12 protein-coding genes are annotated in these 13,754 nt (G+C 40.5%); 1 reads left to right on the top strand and 11 read right to left on the bottom strand.

All coding sequences use genetic code 11. The annotated features are described in order from the left end of the window. Positions 1-617: 617 nt before the first annotated feature. The 8 genes from CLV95_RS05620 to CLV95_RS05585 form a co-directional block, all read right to left on the bottom strand. Positions 618-1,817, bottom strand: a complete 1,200-nt coding sequence (locus CLV95_RS05620; RefSeq protein WP_002729485.1) for an AZOBR_p60025 family cell surface glycopolymer formation protein — start codon at positions 1,815-1,817, stop codon at positions 618-620. A 4-nt stretch (positions 1,818-1,821) separates the two neighbouring features. After that, complete coding sequence (locus CLV95_RS05615) at positions 1,822-2,526, bottom strand: glycosyltransferase family 2 protein (protein ID WP_002729510.1); 705 nt, start codon at positions 2,524-2,526, stop codon at positions 1,822-1,824. Further along, complete coding sequence (locus CLV95_RS05610) at positions 2,523-3,560, bottom strand: NAD-dependent epimerase/dehydratase family protein (RefSeq protein ID WP_002729504.1); 1,038 nt, start codon at positions 3,558-3,560, stop codon at positions 2,523-2,525. The genes CLV95_RS05615 and CLV95_RS05610 overlap by 4 nt, the downstream gene beginning before the upstream one ends. A gap of 41 nt (positions 3,561-3,601) precedes the next feature. Then, positions 3,602-5,026 (bottom strand): sugar phosphate nucleotidyltransferase, encoded by a 1,425-nt coding sequence (locus CLV95_RS05605; RefSeq protein WP_002729513.1) that lies wholly within the window; start codon positions 5,024-5,026, stop codon positions 3,602-3,604. 946 nt (positions 5,027-5,972) lie between these two features. Next, positions 5,973-6,242, bottom strand: coding sequence for a hypothetical protein (locus tag CLV95_RS05600; RefSeq protein ID WP_002729492.1), 270 nt, complete (start codon positions 6,240-6,242; stop codon positions 5,973-5,975). A 385-nt stretch (positions 6,243-6,627) separates the two neighbouring features. Further along, entirely contained in the window at positions 6,628-7,644 is a 1,017-nt protein-coding gene (gene mltG / locus CLV95_RS05595) for an endolytic transglycosylase MltG (protein ID WP_002729465.1), read from the bottom strand. Positions 7,645-7,702: 58 nt separating this feature from the next. After that, positions 7,703-8,266, bottom strand: a complete 564-nt coding sequence (locus CLV95_RS05590; RefSeq protein WP_002733987.1) for a phosphoribosyl-AMP cyclohydrolase — start codon at positions 8,264-8,266, stop codon at positions 7,703-7,705. A 216-nt stretch (positions 8,267-8,482) separates the two neighbouring features. Continuing rightward, positions 8,483-8,836, bottom strand: coding sequence for a single-stranded DNA-binding protein (locus CLV95_RS05585; RefSeq protein WP_002729454.1), 354 nt, complete (start codon positions 8,834-8,836; stop codon positions 8,483-8,485). A 368-nt stretch (positions 8,837-9,204) separates the two neighbouring features. Between CLV95_RS05585 and CLV95_RS05575 the strand changes: the two genes are divergently transcribed. Next, positions 9,205-12,207: a DUF2339 domain-containing protein gene (locus CLV95_RS05575; protein ID WP_026054887.1), complete on the top strand. Its 3,003-nt coding sequence runs from the start codon at positions 9,205-9,207 to the stop codon at positions 12,205-12,207. Positions 12,208-12,255: 48 nt separating this feature from the next. On the opposite strand, the gene CLV95_RS05570 is transcribed toward CLV95_RS05575, so the two are convergent. Genes CLV95_RS05570 through CLV95_RS05560 form a run of 3 tightly spaced genes read right to left on the bottom strand, consistent with a single transcriptional unit; the run spans position 12,256 to position 13,484 of the window. Then, positions 12,256-12,519 (bottom strand): hypothetical protein, encoded by a 264-nt coding sequence (locus CLV95_RS05570; protein WP_002729490.1) that lies wholly within the window; start codon positions 12,517-12,519, stop codon positions 12,256-12,258. Next, positions 12,509-13,057, bottom strand: coding sequence for an RNA polymerase sigma factor (locus CLV95_RS05565; protein WP_002734287.1), 549 nt, complete (start codon positions 13,055-13,057; stop codon positions 12,509-12,511). The genes CLV95_RS05570 and CLV95_RS05565 overlap by 11 nt, the downstream gene beginning before the upstream one ends. Continuing rightward, positions 13,047-13,484: a Spy/CpxP family protein refolding chaperone gene (locus CLV95_RS05560; RefSeq protein ID WP_002729508.1), complete on the bottom strand. Its 438-nt coding sequence runs from the start codon at positions 13,482-13,484 to the stop codon at positions 13,047-13,049. The genes CLV95_RS05565 and CLV95_RS05560 overlap by 11 nt, the downstream gene beginning before the upstream one ends. Positions 13,485-13,754 lie beyond the last annotated feature (270 nt).

Here is a 13,754-nt window from a genome sequence, read left to right as displayed (position 1 = left end):
CGTTTCACTGAGTTTAGGGAGAAACACTGAGTTAAAGCGCGGTCCAGCCTTTGCTTACAAAGGCTGGATTCGCCCAAACTTTTTTACAGCGTGTCCCTAAATCCCGTCGAGCGCCAATAAAAGCGAGACGCTTTAGTTACCCGAGCGGACCCTTAGGGAGCGAACGCGCTTTAGTTTTCTGCTTTGTCAGAAAGATTAAGCTGCAAGGTTCTGTCCCATTTTTGGGACAGAACCTTATATCGAATTCACATTAGTTGTGGACAACCGGAAGTTATTCAAAAAAGTCGAAATGGATTCTATCCTCGGAATGCGACGTTGAGTTCGTAAATGTTACGATGCATTATGAGATAAATTCAAAAATAAGAATATACAAAAAATATAAATAATTAGGTGCGAATTGGGATAAGATGCGGTACGAAGATGAAGGTTTCGCTTGAATATGCAGACAAGATTACGTATATCTCGAAGATATGTACCTTTCGAATCGCCTAAAAACGAAAAAATTCAACAGCCGATACGATCGTAATGGAAAACGATGGAGATTGATACATCGTTTGTTTTGAAGTTGGAATTTAGATTCTATTCCCGAGAACTTATGTCAAAGACGAATTCTCGGTCTATCTCACAACATAATTCTGAACTTTGTACAAAATCGTAAGTCTCGCCAAAATCAAAATCAAATTCAAACCGAATAAAATCAAGAAAGGCCGATCGATCATTTCTTCGTCTTCTGCTTTGATAAAAAGATATAAGGGGATCGAAAATGTAAAAAGGCGAATCGTATTGATGTATTCGGACCAGAAGTGGTAGTGATTGGCGATAGCGATCATTAGGATCACCAAAGAAAAACCGATTTTATAAAAAGTTCCCTTCTTCCAAGATCCCGTAAAAGGGATCAAAAACATCGTCAGAAACTGGAGCACGAGAGGAAATTTGGAAAAGGATCGAACGATCTGTTTGATTCCTCCGCTGCCGGTAAAACTCGTGCCCAACTCCATTAGATATTTATAAATCCCCTCGAAGGGAATCATAAAAACCGCAAGTCTTGTCGGAGTCCAACCAGGTAGGGTATATTTGAGATAAGTTTGCCAAAGTAAAGGAACGATCAACGTGGAGCCGACGATCAACATTTTCTTCACGTCCTTACGGGATAAAGCCGCAAGCCCTAAAGATAAAAGATAGAATAACGCTGGTTCTTTCGTAACCAAAGAGAGACCGGAAAGAACATAGAATAGGGCGTAATTTTCCTTCTCGTAAAAATAAATTGCAAGCACGATCAACGAAACCATGATCGTATCGCTCACAAGAACGGAATAACTCGCCAAAGTAAACGGAGAAATGAGATATAAAATCGCCCAATGGGACTTGTCGTTTAATAAAACACGAAGAGCCAAATAAGAAAGATAAAGCAGCGAAATACTCAAGACATACATCCCTGCGATGTTTCCCCATTTACCGAAAATTCCCCAGAGAGAAATTAGTAACGGATAACCGATTCTAGGAGCCCTGTATGTAGCGTCGAATCCCTCCGGCCATTTTAGACTCAGATTGGAGATTGATCTGGAATAATAGTAAAAGATTTGGCCGTCGTAACCGGCGCCAAGGTCTCCTTCTTTTCCCTGAAATGCGATTGCTCCGTTTGGAGTTTCCGCTTCGTTCTTTTTGACGAATTCCTCTCCGAAATTCACCATCGCGGAAGGATTCCACTCGTAACGGGACCAAAGTGCGAGTGTTACGAAGCCGTATAACGAAACGAGAACAATCAGGCCTTTTAGGGGAGAATCGACTTTTCGAAATAAAGATTCAATTTTTTGCATATTTTTAGCCGTCGAGACCAAGTTTTCTTTTTAATAACTTTAGCGCAAACTGAATCGCTTGTTTTAAAACCCTTCGATTGAAAGAGGAGTTGGAAAACACGTAGTGAATTCCGATTTCCCGAATCGTTCCTTGATTTTTAGCCACGATCGAAAGGGCTTCCATGTGAAAATCAAACGCGATCGATTCCAATTCAGTTTGAGCAATCCAAGTGAACGCTTTTTTAGAATACTTTCTATATCCGGAAGTGCAATCCCGCAATCGATAGCCGAATACGTCGAACAAACCCGGAGAAATGCAATAATTCATCACCTTTGCGGCTATAAAAGATATTAGTTTTCTGTAAAATGGAACCCCGACCGTCGTTATACGACTTCCGATTACTAGGTCAGCTTCCACTTTGATGAATTCGGGAAGTTTATTCGGATCGTGGGAAAGGCCCGCATCCATGGTCACGACCGAATCGTATTTTTTTTCGACCGCGAATTTCATTCCGTCCTGGATTCCTCCGGGAATATGAGTGTTCTTTTCGTGACGGATCGTAAACAATCTCTTCGGATATTCACGAATCAACACTTTTAGAATTTCGGGAGTTTTATCCTTGGAAGCGTCGTCGACAACGAGAACGTCCGAATACGTCAACGCCCGTTCGACAACTTCGCGAATCGTTTTCTCCTCGTTGTAAGCGGGAATGACGACGAGATTTTTCATTTTTTGACTTCGAATACGGATTTATCCGCTTGGATCCAGTGAATCAATCTTTCCACACCTTCTCTCGGTTTGAATTTAGGGTTGAATCCGAATTTTTTCGCCTTGGTAATATCGCAGATAAAATAACGCATATCTCCCGGTCTTTCTACGTCAAATACGATTTCCTGTTTTTTACCGAGTATATCTCCGATCAGATGAATACATTCTAATAAAGAAATCTTGTGTTCGGGACCGCCGCCGATGTTAAAAACTCCCGGAGTTGGATTCTCGAACCATCGGAGATAACTCTCAGCTCCGTCCGCGGCATAAAGGATATCGCGTGCTTGTTTACCAGTTCCGAAAATCCGCAAAGGCCAATCGAACACGGAACGAATCGCAAAGTTCGCCACCCAGCCATGATCTTCTCCGCCAAACTGGCGTTCGCCGTAAATCCCCGTAAAACGAAACGTTGCTGCCTTCAACTTATATATATCCACGTACGTTTTTACGTAGTGTTCCGCACTCATCTTAGAAGCGTGAAGCGGGGAAATTTCCCCCACCATCACGGGTTGATCTTCTCCGATCGCTGCCGGGTTTCTTTCGTAGGATGTGGCTCCTTCTTTAAGCGTGTCGTTGATTGAATTTCCGTATACATGTATGGAACTCGTATTAACGACCGGAATATTCCGTTTACGGGCGACTTCCAAAACATTAAAAGTTCCCAATGCATTTGTGGTAAAGTCGAGTTCGGGATCTTCCCAGGAAATCGTCATCGCGGGTTGTGCCGCAGTATGAACGATAAAATCGCAACCTTCCGTACGATCCGCAAGATGCTCAAGGTTTCTGATATCCCCTTTCACCATCGTAACACCGAGATCTTTTAAAAAATTCCAATTATATTCTCGAGTAGCTTCGGTACCGTATCCGGTTCTTTTCAACTCGTATTTGGTCATACTGTCGTAGCTGACAACGTCCCAACCTTGTTTACGAAACGTTTCACAAACGTGGGAGCCCAGAAATCCGCACCCGCCCGTCACTAAAACTTTTTTTGCCATAAATATCCCTTTTTAATATTGTATAATTATAAAATTCTAAATTAGATTCCGAGCCATTTTTTCTTCAGCATCAAACGAACGATTGAAAGGAACTCTCGGGTCATGTTTTTGGGAACGGACTCGATCGGGCGATAATAGGAAATCGGAATTTCAATACAACGCATGTATGAACGAACGGTTTCCATCATCAGTTCAGGAATGACTCTCCGGTCATTCATCTCTAGATCCGGTTCGATTTTAGAGTAAGAATCTTTCCAGATCGCAAAGTAAGAACACATCGCGTCCGTAAAGCGCGGCTCCATTCCCCACCAAAAAATCTCGATGAGTTTTCCGAGTATCAGATTGGCCACACGGACTCCGGGAAGTAAGTTGGAGCCTTGTTCGATCATCTGCCTTGTGGTTCGGGTCCCGATTACCATATCGGAGTCCTTGAGATATTCCAAAAGTTTCGGATAATCCTTAGAACGATATGATCCGTCGGGGGTTATGATGATCGCGATATCTCCGGATGCGGCCCGGATCCCTTCCCGAATCTGTTTTCCGAAGTGATCCTCGTCCCCTTCGGTTTTACAGGAAATAACTTTCGCTTTTTCTTTTTTAGTAATTTCTAATGTTTTATCCGTGGAGCCGGAGTCTACGATCAAAATTTCGTCCACCTTTCCCCGGAAATCCACGATCACATCCGCGATGGATCTTTCGTTGTTTTTTGTGGGAACGATCAACGTAGTTTTAAAACGTGCGAATTCCTCGTTTCGGATCTCATAAACCGCATGGTGGTAGTCTTGCATGGAATTGATATTGAAATATTCCACGTTGAGTTCTGTCGCGAAAACCTTGCGGCTTTTTTTTGCCATCAGATCGATTACATCCGTGATTTCGATGATTCCATTTTTGACCGAAGGAGGAGTTTGTTTAAAATATTCGAAATAAGGGGGAGTAAAAAGATAGCTTCCCAGACCGAGGAGATTGTTCGGAGGGTCGGAAGGTTTTTCCACGAGTTCCAAGATTCGATCCCCTTGTAATTCCACGGAATAATTTTTTCGGATTCTGGAAAGAAGAGAAGTTTTTTGGACTCCGATCGAGGCGATGAGTTTTGGATGTTTTCGGAGTGTCTGTATGAACTTTTTATGATCCGGATAGAAGTAGAATTCGTCTCCGAGAATCGTGATAAATGGAGAATGAATCTGCGGTTCCAAACTTGCGATATCGCTTGCAAGGCCCTTAGTGGTCCAAGGGGAAGGTATAATTTCTACATCCCGATGATTTTTCCGAATTTTTTCGATTTCGGAAAGTACCATTTCTTTGAGGTGGCCGACTATAATATAAATTTTTTTAACACGGAACGTACTCTGCATCAGCTCGACGTTTCGTTCAAGGATCGTTTTTCCCTGAAATTCGAATAAGGGTTTGGGAATGTATGTCGTTCTGGGATAGGCCCGCGTTCCTTTGCCCGCTGCAGCGATCACACCTACTTCAATATTTGCCACTTAGGGGATATGCTATTTTTAGAGGCCTAAGGATGTCAAAAACGATTTAGAAAAAGATTTTTTTCAACACACCATAGAGTTTTTTAAAAAAGGGAGTTTCGGTCGGAAAAATTTTAAAGTATAAAGTGAAATTTTTAAGCAGGTTAGCTAATAATTTATCCAAAATCTGTCGAACGACCTGAAACGCGACCCATAGGGAGCCGTTTCATTCTCCGAATAGCGGAGCGTAATAAGGAGCTCACAAAGTATTTGTGAAATCAACGCGACCCATAGGGAGCGTTTCATTCTCCGAATAGCGGAGCGTAATGAGGAACTCACAAAGTATTTGTGAAATCAACGCGACCCATAGGGAGCGTTTCATTCTCCGAATAGCGGAGCGTAATGAGGAACTCACAAAGTATTTGTGAAATCAACGCGACCCATAGGGAGCGTTTCATTCTCCGAATAGCGGAGCGTAATGAGGAACTCACAAAGTATTTGTGAAATCAACGCGACCCATAGGGAGCGTTTCATTCTCCGAATAGCGGAGCGTAATGAGGAGCTCACAAAGTATTTGTGAAATCAACGCGATCCGTAGATTCGTATGATTCTTGAACATAAGACAGTTCCGAGTATGATGTTCTTGATTCGACGGAGTCAAGAAGAGAAGGCCGGTGGAGGAACTAAAGCCGCATTGTTCCCTAAGGGTTGCAAAGCGAGATGGCTGGTCCGGGGGTTCTCTATCAGAAAATCATACTTTTTGCAAGTAAAAAGCCTCGTTCTTGTCAGAACACTTGAAAAAATGTGCGTTTTAGGTTTTTACGATTCCAATTCAACGAGTAAAGTATTCTGGACCTTTACTTTCCAAATTCATTGCAAACTACCCTTAACGTGAGACTCAGTCTGAAACGCGATCCATAGGGAGGAGCGTTACATGATACTTGCTTCAAGGGTCGCTCTGCAGATTGAGGACAGATTCTAAAGAAGCGCGGATTTTAAGAAGATTACTTCTAATCCTTCTTTTTTGGTCGTCGGTTAAAAAAATCTCATTTTTTTCGGCTCTTTGGATGACTAAGTCCGCTTTAGTGACGAATTCCACGGCTGCTTCGTCAATGGATTCCCGATTTTTCTGTTTTTCCCGAAAAACGTTCAGAGCCTTTTGAACTTCCATTAATTCCTTTGTTACGTTTTTGATTTCTAAATCCGGAGTGGCCATATGATTTTTCCTAATTGAAAAAATTAAAAAAACGACCGGATATAGGCGGAATCGATCGTTCTTATTTTGAAATTCGATTCTATGATCCGTTTTCTGTACAGAAAATTTTTTCGGGCTTTGATTGAGTTGTTTCTACTCAAGAACTATAAAATAAAACGCCCGAATTTTGTGCTGAAGCAGGGCTTTTACAATAAAAGTTTACGGTACTTCGATTTGATAGAGAGCAGTAAGAGACTGTCTTAAAACGTCAAAAGAAATCAGCACGATTATTTCATAAGTTCGTAATGGAACGTAGGAATTCCCACAAATCGGCGATTTATGGATTTTCTAACGATCTTTATCGTGAGCCCTACATTTTTGTTAAACTCAAGCCGTCTCGTTTCTATTAATCGTAGAGTACGTCTATATACTTCTTTTTTGCTTCCAAATGTTCTTTGAGGGATTTCGCGAAATAATGATAACCGTCTCCTTTTAAGAGAAAAAAGAGGTACTCGGTTTCCTTTGGATAAAATGCCGCTTCCAAAGCGGGAAAGCCCGGATTGGAAATCGGTCCGGGAGGAAATCCTTTATTTAAATAAGTGTTATACGGAGATACGATTTTGAGATCCTTCTCGAAAATCCTACTGTGCGGTTTATCAAAAAGATATTGAATTGTGGCACAAGATTCCAAAGGCATATCTCGTTTTAAACGGTTGTTGAAAACTCCTGCCATCAGAGGTCTTTCCTCGTTCCTTTTTGCCTCACGCTCTACGACGGAACCGAGAATTACGAATTTATGAAGTTCGGAGGGAGAAAGATTTTTCGCTTTTTCGATCTTTGCGATTCGAACGTAAAATCTTTTGATCATCATTCGAACGATTTTATCGACCGGATAGTTGATCGGAATACTGTACGTTTCCGGAAAAAGATATCCTTCGGCGGAAGTCGAAGGAATGTTGAATTCTCTCAAAAGTTCGGGTTTGCTCGCGGCAAGTAAGAAGTCTTGGCGCTTCGGGATGATCTTTTTGGAAACCAGAAGATCACCGATCTGGCGATTGTTATATCCTTCCGGAATCGTAAAGGTTACGAGTTTTACCTTCCCTTCTGTGATTACCTGAAGAATTTTTCTGGAGTCCATTCCATCGTTGATCTCGTAAAGACCTTGTTTGATCTTTCCGGCACTTCTCGTAAAACGAACCAGATAAAGAAAATACTTGGAGGATTTGATCATTCCGTGAGTGGAGAGAGTTTCCACGATCTTTCCGGGAGTATTTCCGGATTCGATGAGTAGATCCATCTTGGTCTGTCCGGATCCGACAGCGCCTCCTTTGAGTTCGTCCACGATAAAAAACGTTGTAACGGCAATCAAAAGAAAAACTGCGATTAGTAGACAGGAGAAAATCAAAAATTTCTTAATATTCATAAATCCAATTTATTTCCTTCAATAACTTTCAAAGAAGATCTAGGGACAGAGTACGATTTCAGTTCTTTTCTGGAAGAAAATTTCTCGAAACCGGCAACAGATTCCATTCGCCCCCTGGCATTCTTTCCCTAAAAAAACAACTGTAGTATCCTTCATGGCACGCCGCAATTTTTTGCTCCACTTGATAGATCAAAAAAGACTGGTTGAGTGGGGACAAGATTTGAAGAATTTTTTGCGTATGTCCCGAAGTATCCCCTTTTTTCCAGAGCCGGTTTCTGGATCGGCTGAAATAATGTGCGTAACCGGTTTGTAAAGTCAGCCTTTGGCTTTCTTCATTTCCAAATGCCTGCATGAGAATCTGATTTTGAGCATCGATCGCTACGATAGGAATCATTTCGTTTGTGGGAAGTATTAAGAGTTCTCGTATTTTTTCAAAATTCAAAGGTGGAAAATCCGGATGCAGAAATAAAATCGTATCCTCGTCGCAATCCACTTCTTCTCTAAATCCTTTGGGAAGGCCATTTCGATACCGAGGTAATTCTTCTTCTGAGATTTGAGAGAGGGACGCAATCGACCGAGTCGATTCTTGAACTTTTAGGATTGTGATCTTGCGGGAACTCATGACGTTTTTGGAATGTAGGAACTCATAAAACCAAAGTTTTAAAAATCCGTCTTCGGTCCAATCAAATCCTACGGCTTTGTCTATAGGAGGAAAAGTCTGTTTTCACCTTCTTATTTTGAAAAAGATGAAAAAAATCCCCATTCGACTTTCTGCAACGCTTCCTGGTTATAGTTTTATCCCAACGGATGAGGATCGCGTTGCAGATTTCCATTCCCTTTAAGCTGCTTCCCGTTCCTTTCTTCCAGGCAAACCGTCGAACCGAATCGTATATCCGACTACTTTTAGTTTGCTTCTATTACTTCCATCCTGCGACTTCCATCGATCCTGACGAAGTTCGCCGATCACGGTCGCTTTTTTTCCTTTTTTGAGATATTCGTGCGCGTTTATGGCTTGGCGGTCCCATAATTCGATGTCTACAAAGGAAACCTCGCCTGGTTCTTCCGGTGTGGATTTATAGTCGTGGTTGACCGCCAGAGTGAAAGTGGCTACATTCTTTCCGCTGTTTAAGGTTTTAATTTCCGGATCGGAGGTGAGATTTCCGTCCAAAACGATATGCGCTAAGTTTTTCATTCTTCATACTCCTATTGCGAGGAAAATTTTCTTCCTCACCGAAAACGGTTCTCAGCAGGAATCCAACGGAGCATAATTTTGGATTTTTTTTAGGGAGTTCTACAGATCCTTACATATTCGCATTTGTTATGCTGAACTCTCGTGAAATTGGGACCTGCGTTGGTAGATACGATTCTTTCTTTGCTTTTGAGAAAATTACGAATCATGTTGTGATCGTGTTTGAGGCGGATCTTCTGTTCATCCATACCTTTTGTCGACAAGTTGTTTTCTTTCCGATTAAAATTCAAACAACTTCAACCGGATTGAATTTTTCCTTTTCAATCTTAAGAACGTGAGGAAAATCGGCCATTCAATATAGCAGGGCTTCCTTGGACTTAAACAAAATACGAAAGCGTTTGGACGAGCTAGAGGCGGAGATCGCATCTCTCAGAAAAGAGATCTCAACCGAACAAACGATTCCGGAATCGAAAGAGTTCTCGCCGACAGATTCGACCCCTTCGGAAACTCCCCTTAAAAAAAGAAATTGGGAGCTTTTTTTAGGCGGAAATTTTTTGGGAAAACTCGGGTTACTTTCCATACTGCTTGCGTCTTCATGGTTTATAAAATACGCCTTTGACAATCGTTGGGTAAACGAATCCGTTCGGGTTTTGGTCGGTTTGTCGACGGGCTTCGGAGTTTGTCTTGCAGGTATTCAATTGGCCCGGAAAAAATTTCGGATTTTACCGGAATCGGTTTTGGGAGCCGGATTTTCAATCGTCTATCTCAGTTTATTCGGCGGATATTATTACTACGATTTCTTTTCTCTTTCGGAGACTTTTTTATATCTTTCTTTGTTAAGCGTATTCTCTTCCGGGTTAGCTTATTGGATCCGTAAGGAAATTTTGTATATCTTTGCGCTGATCGGTTCTATTTTATCCCCGATATTGATTTCGACAGGGGAAAACTCTTACCGATTTTTATTTGGATATTTAGTTTTTTTGAATATACTGCTTTTTTTAATTTCTAGAAAAACGACCTGGATTGTATCTTCCTTTTTTCTATTGGTTGCGAACTTCGTATTGTATCTTTTCTGGGCGATGAATAATATGCAACAAAGCGGGTTTCTCGTTCCATTTTTGTTTATCAATATTACGTATTTTTTGTTCGTTTATGGAAAGGGTTTCCTGTTTCCGAAACTTGTACAAAAAAACGAAAATTCGGGCGGAGTGTTTCCCCGGTGGAATTGGATATTTTATCCTATATTTCTCGTTTTAAATTCTTTGTGTTTCGGACTTATGGGGTATGTGCAAATAGAGGAAACTTATCCGAAATTCGGTTCCCATTTTATATTGTTCGGCGCCGTTCTTTTTTCGTTATGGATTTTGTTAAGTCGAAAAAAATCGGGCTTCTTTTATCCGTCGCGACTTGAAATATTCGAAACGATTCATTTGTATCTTCTTTTGGGGTTCACCTTTGTGGCTCTTTTGGATTTTTCGGAAGAAAGTTGGCTTACTTTTTCCTGGATTATTTTTGCGGGCGTAGTCTCTTTTTTGAGTTCAAAATACGGAAACACACATCTCCGATACGTTTCGACCGGTTTTTGGATCTCGGCTTTGGTTAAATTATATTTTTTTAATCCGATGGACGACGTAAGTCGTTTATTTTTGTTAAACGAACGGTTCGCTTTATACTTACTTTCTTCCTTGTTTCTTTTCGGAACATACTATATTCAAAAAAACGGGGATTTTTTCCGGTTCCATCGAGGATTTATCTATATGGGAATATTCACTTTGATTTTAGGAACTCTGATGGACGTTTATCACACTGTTTATGACGAACATTACAGAAATTTAGCATATTCTTATGTTTTTGCCTTTTACTCTTCTGTATTTCTATTTATAGGATTTAGATATTCCTTTAAATCCTTCAGGATCGCCGGAATTGTGATTGCGATTGTACTGGTGGGAAAATTATATTTTTACGATATATGGACGATGAGTATGATCGTTAGAATTGTCGCCGGATTTACTCTAGGAGTGAGTTTTATACTAGTGAGCCTATTTTATCAAAAGTTTAGAGAAAAACTCATGGACTACCAAAAAACTTCGGGTTTACTACTCCTGCTTTTGTCGGCGATATTCGCTTTCCCTTTGAATGCGGAGGAAATCAACACAAAAGGATATAGATATTATAAGGAAATCAGGATTCCGAAACTTCCCGATAAAGCCGGCAATGTCGGAGAAGAAGAAAACGTATATTACGGAAAAATAAAATTGGACGAGGACGTCGTTAGGCATTCCGGAATCAACGATAGAAGGATTGTTCATAACGGTCGCACGATTCCTTTTATCTCCAGAAAGGTAATGGGAGCATCCGATAAGGGCGGGGAAAAAAAACCAAGTCTTCTTTTTCAGGAAAAAGGGGAGTCCGACATGTATACTTACGTCTTAAAACTTCCGAAAATCCCTACTAAAACGAAATACAAATCCATTGTCGTAAAAGCGCCGGGAGAATACGAGATTAAGGGAAAAATTTATTTGGGAGTAAATCCTGAAAATTGGAGATTTGATTCCGAGTTTACGATTTATAATTATCAGGAAGGAAACTTGGCAGACAAAATCGAGTTTACCGCCACAGAAGACGAAACATACGTTCGAATCGAAGTTGATCAAAACGCTTCCAACATAAATTTAGAATTTACTAAAGTTATTTACGAATCCGTTCCCGAAAGAATGGAGTTCAAAAAAACCGTGGAAAAAACCGATTTAGAATCCGGTTTTAATTCGGATACGAGATCGAGCGTATTCTATTTTAGAAATCCTATGAAAGTCCCGATTCATAGAGCGATGTTATTTATCAAAGAAAAGAAGTTCGAAAGAAAATTGAACGTATTCTTTAAAAATTCCTCCAAAGAATTTGAACGACTGGGGGGCGGAAAGATATTCCGTAAATCGAATGGATCATCGGACACGAATTTAGTTTTTCATAAACCGATTTCTTCCGAATTGAAAATAGAAATTTTTGACGGAGACGACGATCCGCTGACTCTGGAAAAGATGGAAATTTTTATCCTTCAAGAAGAAATTATATTCCCTCTCAACTTGGAAGATGATTCGGATTCGATTCAAAATTTAAGAATTTATTACGGCAATCCTTATGCCTTTTATCCGGAGTTCGACTTTGAAAAAACTTTTTCAGAATCTGTATTTCAAATCGGATCCGTAATTCAAGAAGAGCGTGAGAATGAAAATTTCGGTTATTCGATCGGAGAACCTCCCGTTTCCACTTGGATCATTCGAGGTTTTTTCTTTTTCGGATTAATGATTCTATTTTTTTTAACCTATAGGGTTTTTCGTTATAGAACTTCCCATTTAGACGGACCGGTTATCTGACACACTCCTTTATAATCGAAAACGATCAAATAGAGAAGAAATGGATTTTTATTTATCCAGAGCGTTTTCCAATTCCTCGAATATTCCTATACTTAAAAGATCCTGATTTCTAAGATCCAAATCCTGGGCCCAAAAATCGACGTATGCGCTTAGGCCTATGAATAGAACGAGAGAAGCGCCTAACATACGTTTGTTTTTCGTTTCTTTTTTATCTCTGCGAATTACGTTCGAAGAAATATCCCTCACCCAATTCCTGTCTTTTTTTCTTTTTCGGATTTCTTCTTTCAGGGAAAAAGTACGATTATTTTTCATAAAATTTCTCCTTGATTCCGACTCGTTTTATCATTTCTTTTCCTCGAAATGCTCTCGATTTAACTGTTCCCGGTTTTACTCCCATCGTCTCCGCGATTTGACTTTCGGAATATCCCGCAAGATAAAACTCGAGAACCTTTCTATATTTATCCGGAATTTTAACTAAGAGTGCGCGTAACGTTCCGATCATTTCCTGGGAGTTCAATCGTTTCGAATTTTCATTTAAGTCCGTATGGCTTATGAGGAAGTCTTCTTCTTTTTTGGACTTGGTCAATTTCTCCGCGCGCTCTTCCTCTTTTCTAAGTTTGTCGTTCATTCTTAAGGATTCGTTTCTTGCGATCGTATATAACCAAGTGCTCAACTTTGATTCTTGGCGAAATTGATCCTTTTTGAGGGCTTTGTACGCTCGAAAATAAGTTTCCTGAGCTACGTCGTCGATGGCATAGGAAAACCTCTCTGCGAGATTTTTTTCTATCGCAGAGAGGACAATTTCCCGAGTGGAACTTACAATTTCCGTAAATTCGGATTCAGTCATCATGATGACGGTGTTTTTGTTGAAACTCTGTAATCAAATCCACTAGTTTATTTCTTTGTTCGGGAGTGAGAATCGTATGAAACTCGATTGCTTTTTTCGTCATAAAAGTTCTCATCTCGCTCATCTTATTCATTTCCAGTTCGAACGACTTATTGATTTTTTTCTCGTCTAAAGTTGGCTGACGAAACTCGGCAAGTACTTCTGACGGAATTCTCGGTCCTTGTAGTTTAAGCTCTTTTCTCTTAGACAGGACCTCGTCTTTAATACGATGAAGTTCTTTCTTCTGAGAATCGTTCAAATCCAATTCCGAAGTGATTTTTTTAACGACGAACTCGGCTCTTTTTTCGGGAGACCTGTAATGTCTGCAGCCTCCTGCCAGCAGTCCCAGGACTAAAAGAATCAGACCGGAAACTTTAAAAATTTTTTTCATTGGATTCCTCCATTGTATAGAACTTTGACCAAAGGGAAAAATTCAGGTTCCGCTTTTTTTACATTTCCCGGTTTTTTCGATTGATACCACTTTTTTAAATATCGCTGCAAATCACGAATCGATACGCGTTAGGGATACGCAGGGTTTGTCCCGAAGGGATGAGGGCGAATGCCCGAACCCGAAGTAGCCCGACCGCATCGCGATAACATTAGAATATTTTAATTCTTGAAAGTTCCGATGCGGGAACGCCCGGATTGAATTTTGAAAAGT

Source organism: Leptospira borgpetersenii serovar Javanica (assembly GCF_003046425.1).
Lineage (GTDB): Bacteria > Spirochaetota > Leptospiria > Leptospirales > Leptospiraceae > Leptospira > Leptospira borgpetersenii.
The sequence above is the reverse complement of the archived record's forward strand: the minus strand, read 5'-3'. Positions and strand labels throughout refer to the sequence as shown.

Bases quoted from the DNA above. Each gene is read 5' to 3' on its own strand.
- CLV95_RS05620 (WP_002729485.1), bottom strand. From the start codon at position 1,817: ATGCAAAAAATTGAATCTTTATTTCGAAAAGTCGATTCTCCCCTAAAA.
- CLV95_RS05615 (WP_002729510.1), bottom strand. From the start codon at position 2,526: ATGAAAAATCTCGTCGTCATTCCCGCTTACAACGAGGAGAAAACGATT.
- CLV95_RS05610 (WP_002729504.1), bottom strand. From the start codon at position 3,560: ATGGCAAAAAAAGTTTTAGTGACGGGCGGGTGCGGATTTCTGGGCTCC.
- CLV95_RS05600 (WP_002729492.1), bottom strand. From the start codon at position 6,242: ATGGCCACTCCGGATTTAGAAATCAAAAACGTAACAAAGGAATTAATG.
- mltG (WP_002729465.1), bottom strand. From the start codon at position 7,644: ATGAATATTAAGAAATTTTTGATTTTCTCCTGTCTACTAATCGCAGTT.
- CLV95_RS05590 (WP_002733987.1), bottom strand. From the start codon at position 8,266: ATGAGTTCCCGCAAGATCACAATCCTAAAAGTTCAAGAATCGACTCGG.
- CLV95_RS05585 (WP_002729454.1), bottom strand. From the start codon at position 8,836: ATGAAAAACTTAGCGCATATCGTTTTGGACGGAAATCTCACCTCCGAT.
- CLV95_RS05570 (WP_002729490.1), bottom strand. From the start codon at position 12,519: ATGAAAAATAATCGTACTTTTTCCCTGAAAGAAGAAATCCGAAAAAGA.
- CLV95_RS05565 (WP_002734287.1), bottom strand. From the start codon at position 13,057: ATGATGACTGAATCCGAATTTACGGAAATTGTAAGTTCCACTCGGGAA.
- CLV95_RS05560 (WP_002729508.1), bottom strand. From the start codon at position 13,484: ATGAAAAAAATTTTTAAAGTTTCCGGTCTGATTCTTTTAGTCCTGGGA.